The following is a 26,236-nucleotide window of genomic DNA, read 5'->3' as shown; positions in this document are numbered from 1 at the left end:
CTGTATGTAAGCGGCGGATTTCCCGCAGCCAGACTAAGGAGAACTGATATGAAAACCAACATCGCAACCATCATCCGCGCTGCCTTTATCGCTGCTGCCAGCGTCGCATCCATCGCCCAGGCCGGCCCGCTCGGCGGCGCACTGGGCGGGAATATCGGCGGCGGCATCGGCGGTGCTTTTGGCGGCGGCATGGGCGCCATGCGCGGCGGAATGACCGGTGATATCGCCGGCAGCACCATGCGCGGCAGCCGTGCCGGCGCCGATATCGCCGGCAATGCAGCAGGCAATGTCACTGCTACCGCTTCCCGCGCCTCCGCTGCGGATTCGGCGGCTAACAATGCCACCCAGCGCAGCCTGGACGCCAGCGGTGCGGCCAACGGCGCCGCCAACCTGACCGGCAACCTGTCGCGCAATGCTGGCGCGGCAGGCGGTAACGCGGACGGTGCAGCAAACGGCGCCGCCAATGGAGCGGCGAACGGCATCGCCGGCAGCCTGGCCGGTGGTGCCGGCGGCGCACCTGCGCTCGGCGCCCAGTTGACGCGCGGCGCTGGCACTGCCAGCGGCAGCGCCGACGGCGCTGCTAGCGGCGCGGCCAGTGGCGGCGCGAATGGTGCGGAAGGCGGCCTGGCTGGCGCAGCGGCAGGCGCATCCGCCCTCGGCGGCAAGGTGGCGCACCGTGCAGGTTCTGCCACCGGCGCAGTGGACGGTGCCGCATCGGGCACCGCAAACGGCGCGGCAAACAATGCATCCAACAGCGCTTCGAACAGCAACGCCAGCGGCAACGCGGGCGGCGCGGCGAATGGTACGGCTAACGGCCTGACGGGTAGCCTGGCAGGCGGCGCCGCGGGCGCACATTCCCTGGGCGCTCAGGTGGCGCGCAATGCCGGTGCGGCTAGCGGCAACGCCGACGGCGCGGCAAGCGGAACTTCGAACGGCGGCAAGTCCGGTTCGGCATCCGGCAGCGGCAACGGCGCGTCCGGCCTGGGCGCCAGCCTGGCACGCGGCACAAGCATGGTGAGCGGCAGCGCAGACGGCGCATCCAACGGCGGCGCAAACGCGAATGCAAGCCGTTCCGGCGCCAGCGGTTCGGCGAACGGCAGCACCAACGGCGCGGCCAGCGGCAAGGCAGCGACGCCTTCCCGCCATGCCAACGCGGCGGCAAACGGCTCGGCCAACGGTTCCGCCAGCGCCAGTAAAAGCGCCCGCAACGGTAGCCAAACCGCAGCGCAGCAATCGCCGAAAAGCGCTTCAGCCAACGGCGGTGTGAACGCCGGTTTCAGCGCCCAGGCAGGCAGGAGCGCCGCCGTTGAAGGCTCCGCGCAATGACGCACCAGGCTGGGGCGGCGCGGCGGAAAAGCTTAAACTAGCTGAGGTTTTCGCCAAAAACCGCCCCAGATTTCGTGGCGAGCCAGTCACTATATGGGCTTCTTCAAAAAACGGTACACACTTTTTTCAATTAATGTGCTAATCTGCGCGCTCCATTAACCAAGGAGGTAGTAATGAAAAAAGGCGAACTGATTGCAGAATTTGCGAAGCGTACCGAAATGTCCGGCGCAGCCGCTAACGACGCAATTAACACCCTGATCGCGATCGTTACCGAGCGTCTGAAAAAGGGCGACACCGTTGGCATCACCGGTTTCGGCACCTTCTCCGTCGCCAAGCGCGCCGCCCGTAAAGGCCGCAACCCAGCAACCGGCGAAGCGATCAAGATCGCTGCATCCAAGACCCCTAAGTTCTCGGCTGGCGCAACCCTGAAAGCCGCTGTGAACCCAACCAAGAAGAAGTAATTCTTCAGGCTTACCGCCAGAACGGCGGTTCAAGGCTGGCCCAAGCGGCTTGTCTTGAACCGCCGTTTTTATATGGTGCGCCGCACACGGCGCCCACGCCAGGAAAATTCATGCGCCTGATATTTGCCCTCGCCGCGGCACTGCTGCCGCTTTGCGCCCACGCCTTCAATCCGTCCGGCCTGTATTTCGAACACGACGCATGGGAACTGGCCTGCGACAACACCGGCGCCTGCCGTGCTGCCGGCTACGGCGGGAATCTCCAGAAAGACCAGGCAGCATCCATCCTGCTGACCAGGCAAGCCGGCCCTGGCCAGCAAGTCAGCGGACAAGTCATGCTGGGCCATTATGACGAAAGGGAAGCGATTGCGCACATGCCGGCAAAGTTCAAGCTTGAACTGTGGATCAACGACACGGCGACAGGGGCGCTGGAATTTGCCCGGGAGACGCTGGTAGCCGAGCTTTCGCAGGCTCAGACCGCGGCGCTGCTGGCCGCATTGCCCCAGCATGCCACCGTTGAACTGAAGCGGGAAGACGAGCTATGGGGAGAGATATCCGACGCTGGCGCCACCGCCGTCCTGCTGAAGATGGACGAATACCAGGGACGGGTTGGCACGCCCGGCGCGGTGGTTCGCAAGGGTTCGCGGTCCGAATCAAGCGTCCCGCCGGCTGTCGCCAAGCCAAAGTTCCTGCCCGCGCCAACCGCCATGACGCAGCAGGCGGACTCCCGCTTCGTGGATCGCCATCGCAAGAACCTGGTGGCTGCCCTGCGCACCAGCGTGAAGCCGGACGATTGCGAAGAACTGTTTGACGACGAGATGTTGTACTCGCTGAAAGCGGTCAGGCTGACTTCCAATCAGATGCTGGTATCCATGCGCTGCTGGATAGCGGCCTATAACGCAGGAGCTGGCTACTGGGTCGTCAACGACAAGCCGCCGTTCCGGCCGGTCCTGGTGACGACGACCGGCAGCGACTACGCCTCCGGCAAGATCAGCGAGATGCACAAGGGACGTGGCCTCGGTGACTGCTGGACCTATAAAACCCTGCGCTGGAACGGCAAGCAATTCCAGCTTACCGCAGCATCCACGACCGGCATGTGCCAGGCGATCGCACCTGGCGGAACCTGGCACCTGCCAACCGTGGTGACCCAGGAGTAGCGAATTTGGAGCCTCCCCTCTAAGGCAGCGCAGGCTTTCTTTTGTATGATGGCGCTTCATAACTCCACTAAACCAAAGGTAGACACCATGAGCCTGCAAGAACAGTTTGACCAAGCGATGGCCGATTCCAAGAACCTGCCGGAACGCCCAGACAATATGACCCTGCTGAAGATCTACGCCCTGTTCAAGCAAGGCTCGGCAGGCGACGCCACCGGCGAGCGCCCTGGCATGACCGACTTCGTCAACCGCGCCAAGTTCGACGCATGGGCGGCACTGGCAGGCACCAGCCAGGACGACGCCAAGCAGCAGTACATCGACCTGATCGAAAGCTTGAAGTAATCCTCCCGCCTTGACGCCGCGCTTGTCAAAACCAGCGCGGCGCTGCACACTCCAGTATTTGCAAAATAATTAACAGTCAAATGCTGGACAACCACTCCAGGATCGCCGCGATTGCCCACATCGTCCTCGGCTTCCTTTCCTTGTTACTGGTGGCCTGCCTGGCCGTCTTCTTCCACGCCTTGGCGGAGATCGTACGCAATGCTCCGGGTGTCGTTGAATTCATCACGGGTGCGGGCACCATCATTCTTGGCCTGCTGGTTGCGCTTTGCCTGCTGCAAATCGGCTCAGCCATCGCTTACCTGAAGGGTTCGCGCGCCGCGCGCACGCCCCTGATCATCTTCAGCATTGTCGCCCTGTTCAACGTTCCAGTCGGCACCGTGACAGGCGGCTATTCCCTGTGGGCGCTGCTGCGCAAATGATGCGCGGCCAAGTTACTCCCGCCTCAGCGCCAGCGGGTAGCCAGGCAAGCCTGCGCCTGCCGGGCGCGTACTTCCATGACTGCTACCAGATCGTCTCACCGGACGCCAACGTCTCCGCGCTGGAGCTGTACTTGCACGTTGTGGAGCAGACTCCAGCTTGGGTAAACCGGCTCATGGCCTTGCGCAACTGGCTGGCCGGCCTGGCCGGGCTGAAAAACCTGGGCCACCTGGGCGCGCTGCGCGCGGCCAAACCGGTAAGCGAATATCGTATCGGCGATCGCGTCGGCATCTTCTCCCTGCTTTACCTGTCGCAGGATGAAGTGCTGCTGGGCGACTCGGACAAGCACCTGAACGTGGTGCTATCCGTCTGCAAAGCGCCGCAAGGTGCGGTCAGCGTGACCACTGTCGTCCATGTGCACAATTGGCTGGGGCGCTTGTACATGTTGCCGGTCACGCCTCTGCACAAGATAATTGTCAGGACAATGCTGAAGAGGACAGCCTTGGCGACGTTCGCGCATCGCTGTCGGTAGCACACGCCGCCAATGTGCAAGCAGGCGCGCGAGCTCGCCACCTCTTCCACCTGCATGCTAGAGTTGCGCTTTTTATAAGCCAATCCCGACGCATGACACTTCTTTTCCGCCGCGCGACAACTGCCGATATTCCCGCCATGAGTGCGATCAGGCTGGCCGTGCGCGAAAACGCGCTTTCCAATCCGGCTCGCGTTACGCAACAGATGTATGAGGATTACCTGGATCGCCTTGGCCAGGGCTGGGTGTGCGAACGCGAAGGAGCAGTAATCGGCTTTTCTTGCGCTGCGCGCGAAGACAACTCGATCTGGGCACTATTCGTTGAGCCGGCATTTGAAGGATTGGGCGCGGGCAAGCGCTTGCTGCAACTGGCGACGCAATGGCTGTTTGCCAGCGGCGCCCAATCCATCAAACTCTCCACTGCGGCCGACACGCGCGCCGATCGCTTCTATCTGGCCCAAGGCTGGCAGCGCGGTGAGATCAGCAATGGCGTCGATGTGCACTACCGGCTCGAGCGAGCGACGACGATTCGCCTTGCCGAACCGCGCGACCTTGATTCAATGTGGAGCATTTTCCAGCCGCTGCTGGCAGGCGGCGACGCATTCCCGTTTGGCGAGGGATTTGAGAAATCCACCTTCCAGTTGCACTGGTTCGGCAGCCACCCGGCCTATGTTGCCTGCGCGGGAGACGTCATTCTCGGCATGTACAAAATGGGCGCCAACTATCCCGACCACGGAGCCCACGTCGCCAGCGCCACCTACGCCGTCGCCGCACCGGCGCATGGGAATGGCATCGGCCGCGCGCTGGTCGAACACAGCCTGGCACAGGCGCGTCGCGAAGGCTTCCTCGCCATGCAGTTCAATTACGTCGTCAGTACCAACGCCGCGGCGTTGGCGCTGTATCGCAAGCTTGGCTTCAACATCGCCGGCATCTTGCCGCAAGCTTTCCGTCATCGCGAACTTGGACTGGTCGACGCCTACGTTTTACATCGATTCCTTGAAGAAGAATGAAGAAGTTAATGTTCCTGCTGCTTTGCTTGATGCTGCCTTCAGCGTGGGCCGAATCAAACACTTCGGCGCTGGCCAAGGAGATAAATGCAAACAAGGACTGGGCAGGCGATCTCGCAAGATGCCCTGCCGACCTGATGCTTGCAACTAGCAGCCAGACTACAACCACGGCGTCAAGGCGCAATGCGAGACCACGTCCAGCCAGACGGCATGCATGGCTGCTTGCAAGGCCGGCAAAGGCGAATATTGTTATTGGTTAGGGGTTGCGCTGCAAGCATCGGCGCAGGATGATCGCGCGTCGGACATTCTGTTCCAGCGATCCTGCAAATTAGGCGTGGCATCCGGTTGCACCAACCGTGCAGCCACCTTGATGCCGGAACGTCCAGCGAAGGTGGACGCGCAAAGCTGCCCTGCGCGCACGTTCGAGCGAACTTGTGCGGCAAACGACCCATGGGGCTGTTCGATGTGCGGGTTTATCCTGGGCGGGGACAAGAGCAATCCGCGCAACAGGCAGAAAGCCCTCGAAGCGCTCAAGAAATCGTGTAAGTTTGGCGAGGAAGATCCAGCCTGCCGAGCCGCCCTAGCGATGAGAAAGGACCTGGAACGATGAAGAAGCAAGCGCCTGCTGCACATCGAGCAGCGCATGGCAGGCAGCGGCAAGCATGAGCCAGGCAGGCAGGAACTGGAGCGTGCTGCGGTGGCGATGAGCGAGACGGTGGGCCAACCCACCAGGGCCGCTTAGGCCGGAGCGAATACCGCGCGCATCTTCTCGGCCACCTTGCCTTCGATGGCGCTCTTGAAGGCACCCATCAGGAAGCCGAGCTTGATATTCATATGGGCTGCGCTGTCGGCCAGGGTCAGCGTGCCCTCCACGCCGCTGCGGCCGAACTTCAGGGTATCGCCGTGCCATTGGCAGGCCAGGTCGAATTCCTTGGCGATACGTTGTGCGACTTGTTCTGCTGCTGCGCGCGCTTGCGCAGGTTCCAGGCTGTGGGCCTGGGTGATGTTGATATCGGCCATACTCTGCTAATCAAAAAGCACAAAAGGCGCTATTTTAACGCACGCACCTTTGTGCTGGATCAAAGGGCGATGCCACAGACAGGGTAACCATGGTCATTCAACCGCCCTTGGGAGAGTGATCATGGATGAGAATATGTGCATGACTTTGCCTGTCAGCTTTGTGCCGACACCATCCGCCCTGTACCGCGCACACCGTAAGTCGGCGCAACTGCTACAGCAGCCCAGCCTGCCACGCCTGAAAGATACCGCGTTGCCAACGCGTCCCGCCGCCGCACCGCCCGCTGGCGCCCGCGTGCTGATCTGGAAGCAGGACCCTTCCGTCAGCGAACTCGGCACCCGCAAGATTTTCCTGCCCGGCGTGATCCTGGAAGGTCCGCGCGACGCCCGCATCACGTACGGCCAGCCCGGCATTGCCCCGGTCAGCCCGAATGCTTTCGGCGACTTCATCATGGCGCCGGACACCGACCAGTTCGATGCCGTGCATGCCTTTGCCGTGGTGCGCTCGACCCTGACCATGTACCAGCGCGTGCTATCGCGTGCCGACACGAGCGCGCCCCTGCCCTGGGCTTGGAACAGCGGCAGCAACACCGATCCGCTGCAGGTGTTCCCGCATGGGCTGCCGAATGTGATGAACGCCTATTACAGCCGCAGCGACCGCGCGCTGAAATTCGGCGACTTCGTGCCGACCGGCGCCACCGGGCGCGTGTTCACCTGCCGCTCCTTCGATATCGTCTCGCACGAGACCGGCCACGCCGTGCTGGACGGGCTGAAACCACAATGGATACTGAACAGCGCGCCGCCGCAAACCGGCGGCCTGCATGAATCCTTCGGCGACCTGACGGCGATCTTCCTGGCGCTGTCCCAGCTCGACCAGGTGGAAGCCGTGATCGCGCAAACCAAGGCTGACCTGCACGACAAAACCTTCCTGGCCGATATGGCGGAACAGTTCGGCCTCGCACTCGGCCGTCCGAACGGCCTGCGCAATGCCGACAACGACCTCAAGCTGTCCGAAACCGGCAATGAAGTGCACGCGATCTCCCAGGTGTTCACCGGCGCCATCTATGACATCCTGGCCGACATCTTCTCGTTCGAACGCGCCCCGGGCCTGCGCGACGATGCAGCCTGCCTGCACGGCGTGGCAGGGTACCTGTGCAGCCTGGTGCTGCGCGCCCTGGTCGCAGCACCCGACGCCAACGCCAAGTATGCCGACGTGGTCAACCAGATGCTGCGCATTGCGCAGGAAGACGGCAAGCCTGTCGACTACGCCAACTTCATCCGCAACCGCTTCGCCCTGCGCGAGGTGGTGGTCTCGCCCGTGCCGCTGACCGAGGACCAGCCGCAAAACCTGGAACTGCCGGCCATGGTGGAAGACGCCCCCGACGCGCGCCAGGACCGCCGCGCCTGCTGCGGTACCATGAACCATGCCGAATACTTCGACCTGGAAGGCGTGCTCGATGCCGAGCGCCAGGCTTTAGCGGCCTGGTGCAAAAATTACAGTACCCGCCATGGAGAATTCACCGTCGAAAAATGAAGATCACCGCGACCGGTGGAGGCGGCTTCGCCGGCCTCAGCCAGCACTTCGAAGTTGACACGGATGCAAGTCCAGTCGGTTCGGCGCTGGAGGCGGCCCTCGCCTCCAGTGGTTTTTTCGCGTCCGCAGAAAATTTTTCGCCCCCGCTTGGCGCCGATCTGGGGCACTGGACTATCACAGCCGACGATGGCCGTCGACGACATAGCTTAAGCTTTGTCGAGACTGGCGCGCCGCCCTGGCAAAATCTGCTCGATTTGATCCGTTCCGCTGCCTGAAAGCAAGACTGTTAGAGTCACGCCACGAATTTGCTTATTTAGATTGTATCTAAGCCCGAATTGTGAGAAATAGCGGATTGCCTTAAAATACAGTGCTTTGCTGAGCTTTTTCCAGCGCTCCAACATAGATAGGACTGTTATGACCCACGTTGTCACCGAATCCTGCATCGCCTGCCGCTATACCGATTGCGTCGATGTTTGCCCGGTAGATTGCTTCCGCGAAGGCCCGAACTTCCTGGCCATTGACCCAGACGAGTGCATCGACTGCGCCGTGTGCGTGGCCGAATGCCCGGTCAACGCCATCTTCGCTGAGGAAGACGTGCCGTCCGACCAGCAGCAATACATCAAGATCAATGCTGACTTGTCGCGCAACTGGCCTTCGATCACCAAGACCAAGCCTGCCCTGCCGGAAGCCGAGCAGTTCAAGGACGTCAAGGAAAAGGCCCACTTGCTGAAGCGCTAAACGCTTCCAGCAGCCTGTTATTCACCGTGCAACACCGCGCCTGACGCGGTGTTCGCTTATTCAGATGGAATGAGAATCATTATGAATGTCGTCAGCACCCCACCAGGCGGTCTCCACGAGACCGATGCAGTCATCATCGGCGCCGGCCCGGTCGGCCTGTTCCAGGTCTTCGAACTCGGCCTGCTGGAGATCAAAGCCCACGTGATCGACTCGCTGAGCGCCGTTGGCGGCCAGTGCGTGGAACTGTATCCGGACAAGCCGATCTACGACATTCCAGCCATTCCATCCTGCACCGGCCAGGAACTGACCGACGGCCTGCTGAAGCAGATCGAGCCGTTCGGCGCGACCTACCACCTGGGCCAGGAAGTGACTGTCGTGCAAAAGCGCGAAGACGGCCGCTTCGACGTCGAGACCTCGCTGGGCACCAAGTTCATCACCAAGACCATCTTTATCGCTGCCGGCGTGGGTTCGTTCCAGCCGCGCACCATGAAGGTGGACGGCATCGACGCCTTCGAAGGCTCGCAGCTGTTCTACCGCGTGAAAAACCCGGCCATGTTCGAAGGCAAGAACCTGGTCATCTGCGGCGGCGGCGACTCCGCGCTGGACTGGGCGTTGAACTTCGTCGGCAAGGCCGAGTCCGTAGTGCTGCTGCACCGCCGTGAAGACTTCCGCGCTGCCCCGGCTTCCGTGGCGAAGATGAAGCAGCTGTGCGAAGAGTACGAGATGCAGCTGATCATCGGCCAGGTGTCGGGCATCGAAACCAAGGATGACAAGCTGTCTGAACTGCGCGTAACCGGCGCCGACGGCGTGACCCGCCGTGTGCCGCTGGACATGCTGCTGGTATTCTACGGCCTGTCGCCAAAGCTGGGCCCGATCGCCGAGTGGGGCCTGGATATCGAGCGCAAGCAGCTGAAAGTGGTGTCGACCGAGAAGTTCGAAACCAATGTGCCGGGCATCTTCGCCGTGGGCGACATCAACACCTACCCAGGCAAGAAAAAGCTGATCCTGTCGGGCTTCCACGAAGCCGCGCTGGCCGCTTTCGGCGCTGCACCATATATCTTCCCGGACAAGAAGATCCACATGCAGTACACCACCACGTCGCCAAAACTGCACAAGGTGCTGGGCGTGGAAACTCCGGTGTTCGACTGATCCGACCGGTTCTTCGGACGCATCCTACAAAAAAGCAGCGGAAACGCTGCTTTTTTTATTTCCCGCCTCGTATTATGTTGGAATCATGTTGTGTTAGCCGTTGTTTACGTACTTTCTGAGGGGTACTGCGGAATGCTGTAGGTCATGTATAAATGGCCTATAATTGGACCATCTTTGCGCATTGCCACAATTTTCGGCGGGACATACTATGCTTTACCAATTGCACGAAATGCAACGCTCGCTCCTGCATCCACTGATGCAGTGGGCTGAAGCCTCGTCCAAGCTGTTCACCAATCCTGTCTCGCCGTTTGCGCACACACCGTTCTCACAGCGTATCGCAGCGGGCTACGAATTGATGTACCGCCTGGGCAAGGAATACGAGAAGCCGGAGTTCGGCATCAAGCAGGCTGTGGTCAATGGCAAGCAAGTCCACATCGATGAACGCGTCGTGGAAAACAAGCCCTTCTGCAAATTGCTCCACTTCCGCAAGGACTTGAGCGAGAAGGAGTTCAAGGCCCTCAAGCAGCCGACCGTGCTGCTGGTGGCGCCGCTGTCCGGCCACCACGCGACGCTGCTGCGCGATACCGTGCAGGCGCTGCTGTCCGAACACGACGTATACATCACCGACTGGATCGACGCGCGCCTGGTGCCGCTGTCGGAAGGCCCGTTCCACCTGAACGACTATGTGAAATATGTGCAGGAATTCATCCGCCTGCTCGGCCCTGACCTGCATGTCATTTCCGTCTGCCAGCCTACCGTGCCCGTCATGGCGGCCATCTCCCTGATGGCGACGGCCAAGGATCCAAAGCTGCCGAAGACCATGACCATGATGGGCGGCCCGATCGATCCGCGCAAGTCGCCGACCCAGGTCAACAACCTGGCAGTGGAAAAGAAGTTCTCGTGGTTCGAAAACACCGTGATCTATGCTGTGCCGCCGAACTATCCGGGCTTTGGCCGCAAGGTCTATCCCGGTTTCCTGCAGCACGCGGGCTTTATCGCCATGAACCCGGGCCGCCATGCGCAGTCGCATCGAGAGTTCTACATGCACCTGGTGCGCGGCGACGACGAACCGGCGGAAAGCCACCGCAAGTTCTACGACGAATACAATGCAGTGCTGGACATGCCGGCCGAGTACTACCTCGACACGATCAAGACCGTATTCCAGGAATTCCGCCTGCCGCAAGGGACCTGGGAAGTCGATGGCGTGTTCGTGCGTCCGCAGGACATCAAGAACGTAGCGCTGATGACGGTCGAAGGCGAACTGGATGATATTTCCGGCGCCGGCCAGACGCAGGCGGCGCACGACCTGTGCTCCGGCATTCCAGCCAATATGCAGGAAGACTTCGTAGTGCCGGGCGCCGGCCACTACGGCATCTTCTCCGGCCGCCGCTGGCGCGAGATGGTCTGCCCGCGGATCGCGGCGTTCATCAAGAAACACGGCTAAGGGCCTGCCCTTCAGCCGGCCGGGCCTGCGTGCCCGGCTTTTATTACCGTATACATTATACTTTTTTATATAATATGAAGATTGATCCCGTTGCTTTGCAGGCCGCTGCCGGTCGCGCGTCCGGATTGTTGAAGTCCCTGTCCAACCAGGACCGCCTGCTGCTGCTTTGCCAGCTGGTGCAAGGCGAGCATTCAGTCGGGGAGCTGGAAGCGGCAACCGGGATCTCGCAGCCGACCTTGTCGCAGCAATTGACCGTATTGCGCAACGGCGAGCTGGTTGCCACGCGGCGCGAAGGCAAGCAGATTTTCTACAGCATCGCCAGCGCGGAAGCGATGGCCGTGCTGCAGGTGCTGTACAAACTTTACTGTCCCAAGGAGTGATGCAAATGAGTGCTTACTACGCGCCGCTGGCAGGCGGCATCTTGATCGGGCTGGCGACAGCGATGCTGTTGCTGGTCAACGGCCGGATTGCCGGCATCAGCGGAATCGTGGGAGGCTTGCTGTCGCGCGCCTTCCCTGGCCAGGCCACGGAAGGCGATGCGGCCTGGCGTTTCGCTTTCCTCGGCGGCCTGGTGGCCGCACCGCTAGTGTATGGCGCCTTCGCCGCATTGCCATCCGTGCAGGTCGATGCGGGCACGCTCACATTGGCCGCCGCCGGCTTGCTGGTCGGTGTGGGGACGCGTTATGGCTCCGGCTGCACCAGCGGCCACGGCGTGTGCGGACTATCGCGGCTGTCGCCCCGTTCGCTGGTTGCCACGCTGTGCTTCATGGCAGCCGGCTTTGCGACAGTTGCCGTCGTAAGGAGCTTCGCATGAACGCGCTGGCTTCCATGCTGGCCGGCCTTCTGTTCGGGATTGGCCTGATCGTTTCAGGCATGACCAACCCGGCCAAAATCATCGGCTTCCTCGACCTGTTCGGGAAATGGGACCCATCGCTGGCCTTCGTGATGGGCGGCGCCCTGCTGGTTGGCACCATCGCGTTTCGCTTCGCCAGCAAGCGCCAGCGCGCACTGCTTGGCAACCCGATGAACATTCCCACCAAACGCGACATCGACCGCCGCCTGGTGCTGGGCAATCTTGGCTTCGGCATCGGCTGGGGACTGGCCGGCTACTGTCCTGGTCCGGCAGTCGCATCGCTGGCGACAGGCGGCAGCAAGCCATGGATTTTTTTCATTGCGATGCTTGGCGGGATGGCGCTATTCGAAATTGTCGAAAGGCGAGCAGGAAGGCCAAGCTAACAAGCTTTGAGGCAGGTCAATTGGCTGTCGGGCGGTCGGTGTCGAGGCGGCGCAGGTAGTCGCGTTCGAATTTGCGGTCACGATGCCGATGCTCTCCTCGCGCAGCTCACGGAGCGTGGAGACGTTGACCGGTAAGAAGCGGCATGTTCCACACAAGTTTATACGAAGCAACTTCCGCAAAGCCCGCGCAGATATTGGATAATAGCGCTTTAACGTTCCGCTTTTCGCCGTGACTGATCCGAAAACCCTGGCCGACCGCATCGAGGACGTGCTGCCGCAAACCCAGTGCACGAAGTGCAGCTACAAGGGCTGCCGACCGTATGCAGAAGCGATTGCGTCCGGTGAAGCGAACATCAACCAATGCCCGCCTGGCGGCGCCGAAGGCATCCGCCGCTTATCCAGCGTGACCGGGCGCCCCGTCATTCCGCTGAATCCCGTCAATGGTTTCGAGCGCCCGCGCGCGGTGGCCTTCATCGACGAATCGCTATGCATTGGCTGCACGCTGTGCATCCAGGCCTGCCCGGTCGACGCCATCATGGGCGCGGCCAAGCAGATGCATACCATCATCCCGGAACAGTGCACCGGCTGCGACCTGTGCGTGCCGGCCTGCCCGGTCGACTGCATCGTGATGTACCCGGTGACCGAAACCACCGGCTGGGATGCCTGGACCCAACCGCAGGCCGACGAGGCGCGCGATCGCCACGACTTCCGCCTGGCGCGCCTGATCCGCGAGCGCGAAGAAAACGATGCGCGCCTTGCCGCCAAGGCCCACGCGAAAGCCGCTGCCGTGGAACGCCTGACGCCGGAAAATGAAGCCGAGCTGGCGGAAAAGGAACGCAAGCGCCAGATCATCGCCGCCGCCATGGAGCGCGCCCGCCAGCGCGCCGAAGCCGACAAGAATAAATGAACAACGCCAAACGCCAACAGATCTTTGAACGCCTGCGCGAGGCGAATCCCAATCCCGAAACCGAACTGGAATACACGACGCCGTTCGAGCTGCTGATCGCCGTGCTGCTATCAGCGCAGGCGACCGATGTAGGCGTGAACAAGGCCACGCGCAAGCTCTATCCGGTGGCGAACACACCGCAGGCGATCCTGGACCTGGGCCTCGACGAACTCACCGAATACATCCGCACCATTGGCCTGTACAAGACCAAGGCGAAGAACGTGATTGCGACCTGCCAGATCCTGGTGGACCAATACGGCGGCGAAGTACCGCAGACACGCGAAGAACTGGAGCAATTACCGGGCGTAGGCCGCAAGACCGCCAACGTGGTGCTGAATACCGCCTTCCGGCAGGTAGCAATGGCGGTCGACACGCATATCTTCCGCGTCTCCAACCGCACCGGCATCGCGCCGGGCAAGAACGTCGACATCGTCGAGCAGAAGCTGATGAAGTTCGTGCCGAAAGAATTCCTGATGGATGCGCACCACTGGCTGATCCTGCACGGCCGCTACACCTGTGTCGCGCGCAAGCCCAAGTGCTGGAACTGCATCATCGCCGACCTATGCGAATTCAAGGGCAAGACGCCCGCCCCCGCCAACGCCTGAAAACCGGAACTTCGGTGTCCGACCCGCAGGGTCAGACACCTGGCCAGCGGCCGCCGCGGGTTAGTGTCAGACCCCGCGGGTCTGACACTGGTTTACCGGTTTAGAGTAAAACCATATTGTCGCGGTGGATCAGCTCATGTCCTTCGACATAGCCGAGGATGGCTTCGATCTCGGCGGAGGGCTTGCGCTTGATGCGGCGGGTTTCAGCACTGGTGTAATTGCTGATGCCGCGCGCGATGGCGTGACCGTCCTCGCCGATGCAGGTGACGACCGCGCCTCGGCCGAATTCACCGTGTACTTCTATCACGCCAATCGGCAGCAGGGATTTACCCTCTTTCACCAGCTTTTGTACGGCACCGGCATCCAGCACAACCTGGCCTGCGGTGTGCAGGTGGTCTGCCATCCACTGCTTGCGCGCCGTCAGGTGGCCGGTCTGCGCGGACAATTCGGTGCCGATATTCTCGCCTGCAGCCAGGCGGGTCAGCACATCTGCTTCGCGGCCAAAGGCGATCACGGTATGGGCGCCGGACTTGGCCGCACGCTTGGCGGCCAGGATTTTGGTCAGCATGCCGCCGCGTCCCAGCGCGGAGCCGGCGCCGCCCGCCATCGCTTCCAGCGCAGGGTCGCCGGCGCGGCCATGTGTGATGAGGTAGGCCGCCGGGTCCTTACGCGGGTCGGCGCTGAACAGGCCGCGCTGGTCGGTCAGGATGATCAGCGCGTCGGCTTCGATCAGGTTTGCCACCAGCGCGCCGAGCGTGTCGTTGTCGCCGAACTTGATTTCATCGGTGACGACGGTGTCGTTCTCGTTGATGATCGGGACCACGCCCAGGCGCAGCAAGGTGGTCAGCGTGGAGCGCGCGTTCAGGTAGCGTTCGCGGTCGGCCAGGTCGGCGTGGGTCAGCAGCACCTGGGCAGTGCCGATGCTGTGCTCGCGGAAGCTGGTTTCATAAATCTGCGCGAGGCCCATCTGGCCCACGGCGGCGCATGCCTGCAGTTCGTGTATGTCCGTCGGTCGCTTTTCGAAGCCCAGGCGCAGCATGCCTTCTGCTACGGCGCCTGAGCTGACCAGCACGACTTCCTTGCCCAGCGCACGCAGGGCGGAAATCTGTGAGGCCCAGCGGGCGATAGCGGCATGATCGAGCCCGCGGCCGTCATTGGTGACGAGCGAGGAGCCCACTTTGATGATGATGCGGGTGGAGTTCTGGATAAGCGAATTCATAGGACGGCAAAAGTCTGATCAAACAAAAGGTACGCGAAACTTCTGGTGATGCGCCGGGCGGGGTGATGCCGGCTTGCCGCAGACAATGCTCGCCCCCGCGGTTGGCAGGGGCGGCAAAGATAAGAGGTTGTCTCGATTTTAATCGAGAACTTTGAAACGTGGGTCGTCCGGGTCGATGGAGGAGATACCGCGGGCTTCTTCGGTCATCTGCACTTCTTCCGAGCGCTGCTCGGAATAGCGCTGCTGCTCCAAGTGCAGGTAGATGGCGTTGACCAGTTCCTGCGTGCCTTCGTGCGACAGTGCGGAGATCTCAAATACCGGACCCTTGAAGCCGAACTTCTTGACGAAGTCCTTGACGCGCTTGGCGCGTTCTTCTTCCGGAATCACGTCCAGCTTGTTCAGCACCAGCCAGCGCGGCTTGTCGCCCAGCGCAGGATCGTACTTTTGCAGTTCCTTGACCAGGGCCTTGGCTTCCTTGACCGGATCGACAGTCGCCTCGAACGGCGCCAGGTCGACGATGTGCAGCAGCAGGCCGGTGCGCGACAGGTGGCGCAGGAACTGGTGGCCCAGGCCCGCACCTTCGGCGGCGCCTTCGATCAGGCCAGGAATGTCCGCGATCACGAACGATTTTTCGTGCGACACACGCACCACGCCCAGGTTCGGGTGCAGGGTGGTGAACGGGTAGTCCGCAATCTTCGGACGGGCATTCGATACCGCGGTGATGAAGGTCGACTTGCCGGCATTCGGCATGCCCAGCAGGCCAACGTCGGCCAGCACTTTCAGCTCCAGGCGCAGCTCGCGGCGTTCGCCTTCCTTGCCGTCGGTTTTCTGGCGCGGTGCGCGGTTGGTCGAGGTCTTGAAGTGGATATTGCCCCAGCCGCCCTCGCCGCCCTTGGCCAGCAGTTCCATCTGGCCATGTTCGGTCATGTCGGCGATGATTTCGCCGGTGACTTCGTCGATGATCAGGGTGCCGACCGGCATGCGCAGGAAGATGTCGTCTGCGCCCTTGCCGTAGCAGTCGGAGCCACGGCCGGATTCGCCGTTGCCGGCGCGGTGCATCTTGGAATAGCGATAGTCCACCAGCGTATTGACGTTACGGTCGGCTACCGCCCAGATGCTGCCGCCTTTGCCGCCGTCGCCGCCATCAGGGCCGCCGAATGGACGGAATTTTTCACGGCAAAAAGAGGCGCAGCCATTGCCGCCGCTGCCGGCGATAACTTCGATGCGTGCTTCGTCAATAAACTTCATAAGACCACCTTGAAAACTAAAAAGGCCCTACCACTGGCAGAGCCTTTTGGAGAGAAGGCTTTCGCCTTACTGTACCTGTATTTGCTGGTTTAAGCAGCAGCTACGACGGTAACGTACTTCTTGCTGTCCGGACCCTTGGTCACGAACTTCACAACGCCGTCCACCAGTGCGAACAGGGTGTGGTCCTTGCCGGTACCGACGTTTTCGCCAGCGGACACTGGGGTGCCGCGTTGACGGATGATGATGCCACCAGCATTGATGGACTGGCCGCCGTACACTTTAACGCCCAGGCGTTTTGATTCAGAGTCGCGACCGTTGCGGGTAGTACCGCCGCCTTTTTTGTGTGCCATTTAGTTACTCCTTGATAGCTCGGTAAATTCGGGCAAGCAGCAATTAGCCGTTGATCGAAACGATTTGGATTTCGGTGAAGTTCTGGCGGTGGCCTTGACGCTTCTGGTAGTGCTTACGACGACGCATCTTGAAGATGCGTACCTTGTCGTGACGACCTTGGGCAACTACTTTCACCAGAACCGATGCACCTGCAACCAGAGGAGCACCAAACTTGATGCTGTCGCCCGCGCCAACGGCGAGAACCTGGTCGATAGTGATTTCGGAACCAATGTCAGCCGGCAACTGTTCTACTTTAATTTTTTCGCCAGCAGCAACTTTGTATTGTTTGCCGCCGGTTTTTATGACCGCGTACATGATTGGAAACCTCTTGAATTGTTAATAAGTCCCGCTTGCTCGACGCCCAAAAACAACAGACGAAAGCCGGGGAACCGCTGATTATACATAGTTTCGGGAAACTGGTCAAAAGGTATTGTCGACGGGCGGCCGTCGTGGTATGTCGGCAACGAGTAACGTATAATCGCGGCACTCTTACCAACCTTACCAGTAGGTTTGCCTTGTCGAACAACGCCCAGAACAACATCATGAGCACCATTGCCGCCGATATGGACGCGGTCAATTCGGTGATCCGCCAGCGCCTTCACTCGGAAGTGGCGCTGGTCAACCAGATTGCTGAATATATCATCAGCGCGGGCGGCAAGCGTATCCGACCAGTCCTGGTCCTACTGGTAGCGAATGCATACAACTACAAGGGCGCCGGCCACCATGAACTGGCCGCCGTGGTGGAGTTCATCCACACCGCGACCCTGCTGCATGACGACGTGGTTGACGAATCGTCAATGCGCCGCGGCCGCCAGACGGCCAACGCCTTGTTTGGCAATGCCGCGTCGGTGCTGGTGGGCGACTTCCTCTACTCCCGCGCCTTCCAGATGATGGTGTCGCTGGATTCCATGCGCGTGATGCAGATCCTGTCCGATGCGACCAATGTGATCGCAGAGGGTGAAGTGCTGCAGCTGCTGAACATGCACGACCCGGACGTGACCGAAGAAAGCTACCTGCAGGTGATCCGCTCCAAGACTGCCAAGCTGTTCGAAGCGGCTGCGGAGCTGGGCGCGCTGGTTGCCGGTGCTTCCGACACCGACATCGCCGCCGCAGGCGAATATGGCCGCTCGCTGGGCACTGCCTTCCAGCTGATCGACGACGTGCTGGATTACGCCGGCGACGCAAGCGAGATCGGCAAGAACGTGGGCGACGACCTGCGCGAAGGCAAGCCTACCCTGCCGCTGATCTGGCTGATGGAAAACGGCAGCGAAGAACAGCGCGCCCTGGTCCGTTCCTGCATCGAGAACGGCGACGAACAGCACTTCGATACCATCCTGGCCGCGATCACTAATAGCGGCGCACTGGACTACACCCGTCGCGCCGCCGAAGTGGCAGCGCAGCGCGCCATCGACGCGATTGCAAGCATGCCGGACGGCACCTACAAACAAGCCTTGCTGCAACTGGCCCGCTTCTCGGTGGACCGCAGCCACTAAAGAACAAGGCGCCAATCGGCGCCTTTTTTCTTACTGCGCCTTGACCGCGGCTATGCGCCGCTTGGCGAAGTATGCCTTCCACGCATGCGGTGCGACCGCTGGGTAGCGCAGCTTGCCCAGCGCCAGCCATGCATCGCGGTAGGCCAGCCAGCTGCGCTGCTTCTCGGCCGGGATCTTCATCTGGCTCATTTCACGCTCGGCTGCCGCGGCATCTTCTGCCATGAAGGATGGCAGCTTGCCGGCCTCGAAATCCAGCAAGGAGTTGAGGATTTCCTCAATTTGCGCAGGGTCTGTCCCGTGACGCCGCACCTGCTGCAAAGCGGATTTCTCGGCATCGTTCCAGCGTGCCGAAATGGTGTCGATGCGTGCGTTGCGGTCCTGGTCGGCCAGGTCCAGCCGGATCGCGGCACAGCGCGACAGCAGATGGCTGTTTGCCGCGTCATCGCACATGTCGATCTTCGGCGATGGGCCTTCCTTGCCGGTCTGCATGCGCGCCAAACGCGCCAGGCGCGCTTCGATCTCGGTGGCATCGGCGCGGCAGGCCGCCATCTTCGCCACCGCATAATTGCGCGGCACGCCCAGGCCGTTCGCGTACAGCATCATCAGGACATCCTGGCTATCCGCCGCAAAGGCGCAGTGCCGCGCCTTCACATAATCGAAATGCACGCCGATGCCGTAATACAGCTTGTCAGCATTGCAGTCCTTCAATGCCGCGGCCTGCTCCGCCGTCGGACGATGCGGAAATGGGTAGGTGGCCAGCTTGTGGATCTCGCATTCCGAAGTGTCGGCATGCGCGCTGGCGGCCAGCGCCAGCAAAGCGGTAACGAAGGCTTTGCGCACTTAAAGGATCTCTTTGACCGTTTCCGGCGGACGGCACAGGCGCACGCCCTTGTCGGTCACCACGAAGGGACGGTTGATCAGTTCCGGGTGCGCCATCATGGCGTCAACCAGCTCATCCTCCGGCAGCGATTCGTCTGCCAGGCCAAGCTGGTCGTACAGCTCACCCTTGTTGCGCATGGCGCCGCGCGCCGTCAGGCCGGCTCGCGCAATCAGGTCTATCAGGACTTCGCGCGATGGCGGCGCCTTCAGGTATTCAACGATTTCCGGCTCAATGCCCGCTTCGCGGATCAGCGCCAGCGCGCCGCGCGAATTGCTGCACGAATTGTTGTGATAAATGGTGATTCCCATGATGCAAATGAAGTTAATTCAAAGCCGCACTATATCACCGGCAAGGGAGTTGATAAATCCACAAAATTATGTGTAGAATTAGCTCACACCAGTCGGGGTGTAGCTTAGCCCGGTAGAGCGCTACGTTCGGGACGTAGAGGCCGGAGGTTCGAATCCTCTCACCCCGACCAAAGATACTTTTAAACCCAAACGGTTTCCCATCTCACACTGATCAGTTATTGATAACGATATGGAGTAAATCTGTTGTCCCAGTGTCCCTTATGCCAGCCGAGGTTTACTGACCTCGCGTAGCACCTAACAAACCAGGTCTGGCTGATGCAAACCGCCAGGCAAGCGCTCTTGATGGTCATGCGCCCAGCTTCGACATAGTGTCGTGCCATCTCTACTTTCTGCGGCTATCATTTGGTGGGGGGGATTGCCCCGTCGCCTTCCATGTTCAAGTCAAGTTTCTGCTGTTTAGACTCCGGATTTTCTTGCAATTCTTCTGTGCATTGAGCGCTCAGCCCAAGTGATGCAGCAAAGTTTCGCAGCCCTTCATCTTCGGAGTAAATACAGGTAGCCCTGTGAACCTTGGCAATCGCGACTATCTGATGGTCGAACTTCACTTTCTGCCAGGGTGCGGCATCTTGGACACCCTTCTTCTTACCGGAACGAACCGCGTCTCTGACGCTTATCGCGCACTCGATTGCAGCCTTTTCATCAAAGGGAGCAATGATGAAGGCCGAACGGCCTTTGAAGGAAGCCAAAACGTCTGGGTCAGCCTTGACGTAGAACTCAGAAACGGCCGGCGTTGGAATCAATATCTTAGTCTTCGATCTTTGCAATCGAACTACTAGATAGTCCAGCTTATCGCGCTGAATATCCGATGTGCGCGGATCAAGCAGTTTTATGAGAATGCCCGCGTCAAAAATTACCATTAATCCGATCCTCGTATCAGCAGGTGCTCCTTGATTGGATCATCAACTTCGTTCCATCCATTGCCCTTAGCTAACCGAGCTGCATTAAGAATGTCCGTTATCGACACATCGTCTAAAGGTTCCCAGCCACTGATTCGAAACTTCTCAAGCGACCAAACCCCATCTTCGCCGCGCAGCCAATCGCCTTGCCCCGAAACGCGAATCGGGGTCGAAAGGTAATTTCGAATCAACTCTCGCGCCATATCGCTGTTTGCTTCGCATTTGTGAATCGTGCCGTCGACATCCTTCAACCAAACGGGGATAGTGTTGTCTTTGCCACCAATTCGAATGACGACGCCGTCAAGTACGCCTGCTTCTTTGACACGGAACGTCTTTTGGATCGGGGTGTCTCTACCAGGGAAGGCTAAGACGACTCCTCCGGTCGTCTGCCTAACCTCTCCGATTGCCTTGTCAGCCTTCAGCATATTATTGAGGTTTTGATAGGCCTTCTTCAGGTCATCGGGTGCCGAAGCGTCGTGAACCATACGCAGCCTAGATTCAACACAATCGACAGCGGCGGTGTCGATCAGCACGCTGAGAATTGCGCTTCCTGGTCGAACTGTTCGAAAATGCACAGCAGGCTCGCTCCCGTACAAGGCGGCCAGCTGCTGCATGTATTCAGCTAGCCGAGACATTGGTATGGTGTCAGGGCTGAACGCATCAATGCTGAAATCAAGTTCTTTTGGTGTTTCCATCGCGTCACAATACTACAGCTAGGTCATTCATTGAGTTAGGCATTACGACATTTGCTGATCAATAAGAGCAATTGTTGTCAATTTGCAATTACACCCGAGCGCATGCTGTATATATAGACAGTATGAATGACAACGCACTAAAGTCAACGGCTCCACCTCAAACGAACGAAGCTCAATGGTCTTTCAATTGTGTTGACTTCAGTCTTATCGCGATATCCGTTGCAAATCTCGATGCACTGTCACTGCTCTTAAATTGCCGCTATTTTTTGGCGCCGTCATTGCTGTCCTTGTCAGGACGGCGCAGCAGCAGAGAGGGATTAGCCTTGACCTTCTCAGTCAAGGCGCCAACGTCCGTCACGACCTTCTTGGCCTGGTTTTCGATCGCCATGAATTTTTCAACGGCCTTGGGCAGTTCATCGAGCATGGCTTTGAGCCCTGATTTCTGGAACGGGATCTCGGGAATCTTGTCCGGAGCCGTCACAGCAAGCAGGGGCTTGGCGGTTTTTCCTCCGCCACTCAGCTCGACATAAACGACGCCGGTAATGCCCTTGAGCGCAAGGCTGGCCCGGGTGTCTGTCTTGACCGGTGTATTTTTGCGCAAGCGCACGTCTACCTGCACCAGGCTCGGGTCGTCCGGATCATTGATGATCGACTTGACCGTGCCGGCATCGACGCCGCGGAACTTCACCGGGTCGCCGACGGTCAGGCCGCCGACCGATTCGGGGAAGTGGATGCGGTACAGCACATCATCGCGCTGTCCCGGGCTGCCTAGCCAGACGGCAAACAAGGCGGCGGCAACGGCAAAGGCGATGATGAACAGCCCTTCCATGAAATAGCGCCTGTCAGTTTCCATGACTCACCTCCCTGGCGGACATTGCGCCCTCGGCGCGCGGCCCGTGGAAGAAGTCGTGTATCCACGGATGTTTGGATTTCCGCAACTGGCTGGCGGTATCGATCGTCAGCTTCCGGTCAACCAGCAAGGCGATGCGGTCGCAGATGGTCACCAGGGTCGTGAGATCATGAGTGACGATGACGGCCGTGATCCCCAGACTACGATTGAGCTGCTGGATCAGGGCGTCAATGCCTGCAGCGGCAATCGGATCAAGATCGGAGCTCGGTTCATCGAGGAAAAGAATCTGAGGATCGAGCGCCAGGGCACGGGCAAACGCGGCGCGCTTGACCATGCCGCCCGACAGTGCGGACGGAAACTTGAGGCCGCTGTCCGCCTCCAGGCCGGTCAGCGCCAGTTTCATCGCGGCGATCTGCTCACGGTCGTCGGCCTGCAAGCTCGTATGTTCGCGCATTGGCAGCATGATGTTGTCGGCCACAGACAGGGAGGAAAACAGCGCGCCTTGCTGGAACAGGACACCAAACGCAAAGGCGCGCTCATGGGCTGAAATGGTGCTGATCGCCACGCCGTCGAGCAAGACTTCGCCGCCGTCCGGCTGGTGCAGGCCAATCAGGGTCTTCAGCAGCACCGACTTGCCGGAACCGGAGCCGCCGGCGATGCCAATGATTTCTCCACGCTTGACGTCAAGGTCAAGCTTGTCATGTATGAGCTGTTTGCCGAAGCGGTTGACGATGCCCCGGGCAGACAGGATGGGCGTGGCGGCGGGTTTCATACTCCAAGCTTTTCAAACAGGATCGAGAAGAGCGCATCAAGCACCAGCACCAGGAAAATCGACTTCACGACGGAACGGGTGGTTTCGCGGCCAACGCTTTCGGCAGTACCCTTGACCCGCAACCCGTGCATGCACGCGATGACTGCAATGCAGAAGGCGAATACCGGCGCCTTGAACAAGCCGACATTCAGGTCGCTGAGGCTGACGACCTGCGGCAAGCGCGCCAGGTATTGCGCCGGCGCCACCTGCAGCAGCACTTGTGCAATGGCCGCTCCGCCGATCAAGCCCATGATGTCGGCAAAAAAGGCCAGCACAGGCAAGGTCAGGACCAGTGCGATCACGCGGGGCACGACCAGCATCTGCATCGGTTCCAGCCCCATCACGGTGAGCGCGTCGACTTCGTCGCGCGTCTTCATGACGCCAATTTCAGCCGTGTAGGCGGAGCCGGAGCGGCCCGCCACCATGATGGAGGTGATTAACACGCCCATTTCACGCAACACCGAGACGGCGACCAGGTTGATGGTGAGGTCTTCTCCGCCATATTGGCGCAATTGCGCGACACCCTGGTAGCCGATGACGATTGCAATCATGACCGCCATCAAGCCGATGATGGGCAAGGCCTGGATCCCGGTCTCCCGGACATGGCGCGAGATCGACGCCGGACGCAGGCAAGTGGGGTGTAACAGGGCATGGAAGGTCCAGCTTGCGACACAGCCGACAAAAGTAATGAGGGAGCGCGCCTCGTGCCAGGTGTCATGGGCACTTTTTCCCAACGCTATCACCCGCTGGCGCCAGCGCGGAACTGCTGCTACAGCCGGCAGTGGCTTGAGATCGAGCGAGTCGATCAAGTCGAACAGGGTCTGGTGTTCCGGGCGCACGCCGGTGAGCGCCACGCCCAGTTTGCGGAGGGCTGAAAGAAACAAGGCACCCGGCGTATCGAGCTGCGTGATCCCGGCCACATCAAGGGTGCACGACGGCCCGGGCTTCGACCAGCTCTTCAACGAGTTCCTGGCTGTGGTGAGGGTGCCAATGACGAGCGAGCCCGACAGTGCGTGGCGCTCTCCTTCTCCGCTGACTTCGATAGCCGGTGGTGAACGGGGTGAGGCGGCTTGCGCCGGATTGGCGGGAACCCTGGGCATGGTGTCTGCCTATTTGGTGGCATAAACTGGTCGCCGAACATGCGCGAATAGCTTGGCGTTTCTTTGTTTCAGTTTAGGCTCGACGCTTTGGGCGGTTCTGTGCGGAACAACACATTGGGGGTTCCCCTGCGCCAACCGAGTCATTCTCTTTGCGAATGACGATTATCGAAACTTTGAATTTGAGTTATATGCTGCACTGCCACATAATGTTTCCAAGGAATTACATTTTATGGAGAACAGTATGGAACTCAGTAAGCATATGGAATTCATCTTCTTGGGCGCTTTGATCCTGATCGGCGTGTCTGCCGCAGCCACCGCCGCCGTGCCGAAATTGCTGGCACCGGCCGCTCAAGTCGCCAGCGTTAAAGCAAGCACCACTCCAATCGTCGTGGTGAAGGCGAAGCGCCTGACCGCCGAAGAAAAAGCAGCGCTGGGCGAATAACCGCAGGCTTCAGTCCGGGCGGTAAGCGCGCATGAAGGTGTCCACGGCGCGGGCTACCGTTGCAACAACCTGCGCATCGTGAAACTCGGGCAAGGCATTCATCAGGCCGCGCTCTTCCAATTCGCAATCGAGCAGGGCACGGAACTGGCTTGCTGCCACATGGGGATCGGCCATGCGCAACTTCCCTGCTTTCATCACAGCTTCAAAATAGCCGGCGACCAGCTTCATGCCCTTGCCTGGGCCGTTCTCGTAGAATGTGCGCCCCACTTCGGGATTGTTGCCTGAGGCCGCAATCACCATGCGCCGCATGGCGAATTTCTGCGGCGTGAAAAAGGTTCTGAGCACGCGCTCGCCGAAGCCTTTCAGCGAAACTTCGACATCCTGCTTGGGGTCCAGCAGGGCAAGCACTTCCATTGCGTCGGGCGGCAAGCCCGGGCCAATTGCGGCGCACGGCCGCTCGCCAAAAAGATCGGCCAGTTGTCCGCCATGTTCTTGCGTGGACCGCGAAACCAGCTCCCCGAACAAGGCTGATGGCGACATGGCGCTGCCGCCGGATACAGCGGCCTATGTGCTGAAACCCGGAGCCCTCGCGGGAACCATGTCCGCGAGCGATTTCCTGTCTTAACCAGGTGGAAGCGTTTCCTGCCCACGCTGCTATTTTTGTGCTATTTTCCTGAAAACCCGCCGTAAGTATCACGCTGTAAGAATCGGTTTCCCCGCTGTGCAACGCAGTTTGGAAGGTTCGAGCTATGAATACGCTGGCAGCACGTCTTGTCCCCTTTGCCGTCCTGGCACTTCTCGCCGCTTGCGGCGCCAAGGAAGATCCCTCCAAACAAGCCGGAGGTCCGCCCGCCGTCTCGGTGGCGCCGGTCGTCAAGCGGCAGGTCCAGGAGTTCGATGAATTCACAGGACGGCTGGAAGCGCCGCACACAGTCGACGTGCGGTCGCGCGTGACCGGCAACCTGGTCAAAGTCCATTTCAAGGAGGGCCAGGTCGTCAGGAAAGGCGAGCCGCTCTTCACCATCGATCCCCGCCCCTACGCGGCCGAGGTGGCGCGAGCCGAGGCGCAGTTGCAGTCCGCCCGCACCCAGTTCGAATTGAACAAATCCGAATTCGCGCGTGCGGAAAAACTGGTCGCCGTTCGTGGCGTCAGCCAGCAGGAACTGGACCAGCTGCGCGCTGCCGTCGCCAATTCGCAGTCGTCGATACGTGCCGGAGAGGCGGCGCTCACGCAGGCGCGCCTCAACCTGGAATTCACCAACATTACCTCTCCGGTGGAAGGCCGCACTTCGCGCGCCAACGTCACCGAAGGCAACCTGGTGAATGCGGGCGAGCCGGTACTGACAACGGTCGTCTCGACCGACAAGGTCTACGCATACTTTGACGCCAGCGAGGCGCTATACCTCAAATACATGCGCGCAGCCCGCGATGGTACCCGCGCCTCGTCGCGCGATACGCCGAACGTCATCTACCTCGGCCTGGCCAATGAAGAGGGTTTCCCCCACGAAGGCAAGATGGACTTCGTCGACAACCGGCTGAATCCCGCCACTGCATCGCTGCGCGGGCGGGCAGTATTCGAAAACAAGGACGGCCTGTTCACCCCGGGACTGTTCGCGCGCCTGAAGCTGGTGGGCAGCGGCAAGTACATGGCCACCGTGATTGCGGACCGCGCGCTCACCACCGACCAGACCCGCAAGGTCGTGCTGGTGGTAGGCAAGAACAATATCGTCGAACAGCGCGAGGTCAAGCCCGGAGCACTGATCGACGGCATGCGTGTGGTGGAAGGCGTGAAGGAAGGCGAACTTGTGATCGTGGACGGCTTGCTGCGCGCCTTCCCTGGCGCGCCCGTCACGCCGCAGGTGCTGAAAGTGAATGAGCAAGGCATGCCCATCCCTGCCCCGCCGCCCGGAGCCCCTGCACCGGCCAAGGGTTGAGGAGGAGC

34 protein-coding genes and 1 tRNA gene are annotated in these 26,236 nt (G+C 60.4%); 22 read left to right on the top strand and 13 right to left on the bottom strand.

The window, feature by feature from the left end; genetic code table 11:
• The first annotated feature begins 48 nt into the window (after positions 1-48).
• The 8 genes from ACN9MW_RS08380 (at position 49) to ACN9MW_RS08345 (ending at position 5,843) form a co-directional block, all read left to right on the top strand.
• Positions 49-1,326 (top strand): hypothetical protein, encoded by a 1,278-nt coding sequence (locus ACN9MW_RS08380; RefSeq protein WP_426169708.1) that lies wholly within the window; start codon positions 49-51, stop codon positions 1,324-1,326.
• 173 nt (positions 1,327-1,499) lie between these two features.
• A complete protein-coding gene (locus tag ACN9MW_RS08375) occupies positions 1,500-1,787 on the top strand; it encodes an HU family DNA-binding protein (RefSeq protein ID WP_057261775.1) in 288 nt (95 codons plus the stop codon).
• 110 nt (positions 1,788-1,897) lie between these two features.
• Positions 1,898-2,941 (top strand): DUF1176 domain-containing protein, encoded by a 1,044-nt coding sequence (locus ACN9MW_RS08370; protein ID WP_426169705.1) that lies wholly within the window; start codon positions 1,898-1,900, stop codon positions 2,939-2,941.
• Positions 2,942-3,028: 87 nt separating this feature from the next.
• Positions 3,029-3,280, top strand: coding sequence for an acyl-CoA-binding protein (locus tag ACN9MW_RS08365; protein ID WP_028100729.1), 252 nt, complete (start codon positions 3,029-3,031; stop codon positions 3,278-3,280).
• Positions 3,281-3,360: 80 nt separating this feature from the next.
• Entirely contained in the window at positions 3,361-3,699 is a 339-nt protein-coding gene (locus tag ACN9MW_RS08360; protein ID WP_426169701.1) for a hypothetical protein, read from the top strand.
• Entirely contained in the window at positions 3,696-4,229 is a 534-nt protein-coding gene (locus ACN9MW_RS08355) for a DUF2867 domain-containing protein (RefSeq protein ID WP_426169698.1), read from the top strand. Before ACN9MW_RS08360 ends, ACN9MW_RS08355 begins: the two co-directional genes overlap by 4 nt.
• A 92-nt stretch (positions 4,230-4,321) precedes the next feature.
• The gene (locus tag ACN9MW_RS08350; RefSeq protein ID WP_426169695.1) at positions 4,322-5,236 is read left to right on the top strand and encodes a GNAT family N-acetyltransferase; all 915 of its coding nucleotides are present in this window, start codon (positions 4,322-4,324) and stop codon (positions 5,234-5,236) included.
• Positions 5,237-5,447: 211 nt separating this feature from the next.
• Entirely contained in the window at positions 5,448-5,843 is a 396-nt protein-coding gene (locus tag ACN9MW_RS08345) for a hypothetical protein (protein WP_426169692.1), read from the top strand.
• 128 nt (positions 5,844-5,971) lie between these two features.
• Here ACN9MW_RS08345 and ACN9MW_RS08340 read toward each other — a convergent pair whose 3' ends face one another.
• Positions 5,972-6,253, bottom strand: coding sequence for a polyhydroxyalkanoic acid system family protein (locus ACN9MW_RS08340; protein WP_426169690.1), 282 nt, complete (start codon positions 6,251-6,253; stop codon positions 5,972-5,974).
• A gap of 121 nt (positions 6,254-6,374) precedes the next feature.
• Between ACN9MW_RS08340 and ACN9MW_RS08335 the strand changes: the two genes are divergently transcribed.
• The 10 genes from ACN9MW_RS08335 to nth all read left to right on the top strand — a co-directional run bounded on the left by ACN9MW_RS08335 (position 6,375) and on the right by nth (position 13,902).
• The gene (locus tag ACN9MW_RS08335) at positions 6,375-7,784 is read left to right on the top strand and encodes a hypothetical protein (protein WP_426169688.1); all 1,410 of its coding nucleotides are present in this window, start codon (positions 6,375-6,377) and stop codon (positions 7,782-7,784) included.
• Positions 7,781-8,059: a protealysin inhibitor emfourin gene (locus tag ACN9MW_RS08330; RefSeq protein WP_426169685.1), complete on the top strand. Its 279-nt coding sequence runs from the start codon at positions 7,781-7,783 to the stop codon at positions 8,057-8,059. The genes ACN9MW_RS08335 and ACN9MW_RS08330 overlap by 4 nt, the downstream gene beginning before the upstream one ends.
• Positions 8,060-8,198: 139 nt before the next feature.
• Positions 8,199-8,522 (top strand): ferredoxin FdxA, encoded by a 324-nt coding sequence (fdxA, locus tag ACN9MW_RS08325; RefSeq protein ID WP_028100735.1) that lies wholly within the window; start codon positions 8,199-8,201, stop codon positions 8,520-8,522.
• A gap of 81 nt (positions 8,523-8,603) precedes the next feature.
• Positions 8,604-9,671 carry an NAD(P)/FAD-dependent oxidoreductase gene (locus ACN9MW_RS08320; protein ID WP_426169682.1) on the top strand — a complete coding sequence of 356 codons (1,068 nt, stop codon included), beginning with the start codon at positions 8,604-8,606 and terminating at the stop codon, positions 9,669-9,671.
• 208 nt (positions 9,672-9,879) lie between these two features.
• Positions 9,880-11,115 carry a polyhydroxyalkanoate depolymerase gene (locus tag ACN9MW_RS08315; protein WP_426169680.1) on the top strand — a complete coding sequence of 412 codons (1,236 nt, stop codon included), beginning with the start codon at positions 9,880-9,882 and terminating at the stop codon, positions 11,113-11,115.
• Between the two features lie 74 nt (positions 11,116-11,189).
• Positions 11,190-11,495 (top strand): metalloregulator ArsR/SmtB family transcription factor, encoded by a 306-nt coding sequence (locus tag ACN9MW_RS08310; RefSeq protein WP_426169677.1) that lies wholly within the window; start codon positions 11,190-11,192, stop codon positions 11,493-11,495.
• A gap of 5 nt (positions 11,496-11,500) precedes the next feature.
• A complete protein-coding gene (locus ACN9MW_RS08305) occupies positions 11,501-11,929 on the top strand; it encodes a YeeE/YedE family protein (protein ID WP_426169675.1) in 429 nt (142 codons plus the stop codon).
• On the top strand, positions 11,926-12,351 hold the full coding sequence (locus ACN9MW_RS08300) for a YeeE/YedE family protein (protein ID WP_426169672.1): 426 nt from the start codon (positions 11,926-11,928) through the stop codon (positions 12,349-12,351). Before ACN9MW_RS08305 ends, ACN9MW_RS08300 begins: the two co-directional genes overlap by 4 nt.
• 229 nt (positions 12,352-12,580) lie before the next feature.
• On the top strand, positions 12,581-13,258 hold the full coding sequence (gene rsxB, locus ACN9MW_RS08295) for an electron transport complex subunit RsxB (RefSeq protein WP_426169669.1): 678 nt from the start codon (positions 12,581-12,583) through the stop codon (positions 13,256-13,258).
• Positions 13,255-13,902, top strand: coding sequence for an endonuclease III (gene nth / locus ACN9MW_RS08290; protein ID WP_426169667.1), 648 nt, complete (start codon positions 13,255-13,257; stop codon positions 13,900-13,902). Before rsxB ends, nth begins: the two co-directional genes overlap by 4 nt.
• 100 nt (positions 13,903-14,002) lie before the next feature.
• Here the strand turns inward: nth and proB are convergent, their stop codons facing one another.
• The 4 genes from proB to rplU all read right to left on the bottom strand — a co-directional run bounded on the left by proB (position 14,003) and on the right by rplU (position 17,074).
• The gene (gene proB / locus ACN9MW_RS08285) at positions 14,003-15,121 is read right to left on the bottom strand and encodes a glutamate 5-kinase (protein WP_426169665.1); all 1,119 of its coding nucleotides are present in this window, start codon (positions 15,119-15,121) and stop codon (positions 14,003-14,005) included.
• A 138-nt stretch (positions 15,122-15,259) separates the two neighbouring features.
• On the bottom strand, positions 15,260-16,369 hold the full coding sequence (gene obgE / locus ACN9MW_RS08280) for a GTPase ObgE (protein ID WP_426169663.1): 1,110 nt from the start codon (positions 16,367-16,369) through the stop codon (positions 15,260-15,262).
• 89 nt (positions 16,370-16,458) lie between these two features.
• On the bottom strand, positions 16,459-16,719 hold the full coding sequence (gene rpmA / locus ACN9MW_RS08275; RefSeq protein WP_155456463.1) for a 50S ribosomal protein L27: 261 nt from the start codon (positions 16,717-16,719) through the stop codon (positions 16,459-16,461).
• Between the two features lie 43 nt (positions 16,720-16,762).
• The gene (gene rplU, locus ACN9MW_RS08270) at positions 16,763-17,074 is read right to left on the bottom strand and encodes a 50S ribosomal protein L21 (RefSeq protein WP_055933037.1); all 312 of its coding nucleotides are present in this window, start codon (positions 17,072-17,074) and stop codon (positions 16,763-16,765) included.
• A 227-nt stretch (positions 17,075-17,301) separates the two neighbouring features.
• Between rplU and ispB the strand changes: the two genes are divergently transcribed.
• A complete protein-coding gene (gene ispB, locus ACN9MW_RS08265; RefSeq protein WP_426172150.1) occupies positions 17,302-18,252 on the top strand; it encodes an octaprenyl diphosphate synthase in 951 nt (316 codons plus the stop codon).
• A gap of 30 nt (positions 18,253-18,282) precedes the next feature.
• Here ispB and ACN9MW_RS08260 read toward each other — a convergent pair whose 3' ends face one another.
• Together ACN9MW_RS08260 and arsC are read right to left on the bottom strand one after the other, a co-directional pair.
• Positions 18,283-19,092: a hypothetical protein gene (locus tag ACN9MW_RS08260; RefSeq protein ID WP_426169659.1), complete on the bottom strand. Its 810-nt coding sequence runs from the start codon at positions 19,090-19,092 to the stop codon at positions 18,283-18,285.
• Positions 19,093-19,440 (bottom strand): arsenate reductase (glutaredoxin), encoded by a 348-nt coding sequence (gene arsC, locus ACN9MW_RS08255; RefSeq protein ID WP_426169656.1) that lies wholly within the window; start codon positions 19,438-19,440, stop codon positions 19,093-19,095.
• A 93-nt stretch (positions 19,441-19,533) separates the two neighbouring features.
• Between arsC and ACN9MW_RS08250 the strand changes: the two genes are divergently transcribed.
• Positions 19,534-19,610 (top strand) — tRNA-Pro (locus tag ACN9MW_RS08250).
• Positions 19,611-19,838: 228 nt separating this feature from the next.
• Here the strand turns inward: ACN9MW_RS08250 and ACN9MW_RS08245 are convergent.
• The 5 genes from ACN9MW_RS08245 to ACN9MW_RS08225 form a co-directional block, all read right to left on the bottom strand.
• Complete coding sequence (locus tag ACN9MW_RS08245) at positions 19,839-20,357, bottom strand: hypothetical protein (protein WP_426169653.1); 519 nt, start codon at positions 20,355-20,357, stop codon at positions 19,839-19,841.
• Entirely contained in the window at positions 20,357-21,091 is a 735-nt protein-coding gene (locus ACN9MW_RS08240; RefSeq protein ID WP_426169651.1) for an MFS transporter, read from the bottom strand. Before ACN9MW_RS08240 ends, ACN9MW_RS08245 begins: the two co-directional genes overlap by 1 nt.
• Positions 21,092-21,350: 259 nt before the next feature.
• Complete coding sequence (locus ACN9MW_RS08235) at positions 21,351-21,944, bottom strand: MlaD family protein (protein ID WP_426169648.1); 594 nt, start codon at positions 21,942-21,944, stop codon at positions 21,351-21,353.
• Positions 21,934-22,713 (bottom strand): ABC transporter ATP-binding protein, encoded by a 780-nt coding sequence (locus tag ACN9MW_RS08230; RefSeq protein WP_426169645.1) that lies wholly within the window; start codon positions 22,711-22,713, stop codon positions 21,934-21,936. Before ACN9MW_RS08230 ends, ACN9MW_RS08235 begins: the two co-directional genes overlap by 11 nt.
• The gene (locus ACN9MW_RS08225) at positions 22,710-23,852 is read right to left on the bottom strand and encodes an MlaE family lipid ABC transporter permease subunit (protein WP_426169643.1); all 1,143 of its coding nucleotides are present in this window, start codon (positions 23,850-23,852) and stop codon (positions 22,710-22,712) included. Before ACN9MW_RS08225 ends, ACN9MW_RS08230 begins: the two co-directional genes overlap by 4 nt.
• Positions 23,853-24,081: 229 nt before the next feature.
• Here ACN9MW_RS08225 and ACN9MW_RS08220 point away from each other — a divergent pair, with 229 nt between their 5' ends.
• The gene (locus ACN9MW_RS08220) at positions 24,082-24,294 is read left to right on the top strand and encodes a hypothetical protein (protein ID WP_426169640.1); all 213 of its coding nucleotides are present in this window, start codon (positions 24,082-24,084) and stop codon (positions 24,292-24,294) included.
• A gap of 9 nt (positions 24,295-24,303) precedes the next feature.
• Here ACN9MW_RS08220 and ACN9MW_RS08215 read toward each other — a convergent pair whose 3' ends face one another.
• Positions 24,304-24,819, bottom strand: a complete 516-nt coding sequence (locus ACN9MW_RS08215) for a TetR/AcrR family transcriptional regulator C-terminal domain-containing protein (RefSeq protein WP_426169637.1) — start codon at positions 24,817-24,819, stop codon at positions 24,304-24,306.
• A 224-nt stretch (positions 24,820-25,043) separates the two neighbouring features.
• Between ACN9MW_RS08215 and ACN9MW_RS08210 the strand changes: the two genes are divergently transcribed.
• Positions 25,044-26,228, top strand: coding sequence for an efflux RND transporter periplasmic adaptor subunit (locus ACN9MW_RS08210; protein WP_426169634.1), 1,185 nt, complete (start codon positions 25,044-25,046; stop codon positions 26,226-26,228).
• Positions 26,229-26,236: the final 8 nt, after the last annotated feature.

Origin of the sequence: Pseudoduganella sp. R-34 (assembly GCF_049904655.1) — a bacterium.
Taxonomy (GTDB): domain Bacteria; phylum Pseudomonadota; class Gammaproteobacteria; order Burkholderiales; family Burkholderiaceae_D; genus Rugamonas.
Note: the sequence above shows the minus strand (reverse complement) of the source record. Positions and strands in the feature narration are given on the sequence as shown.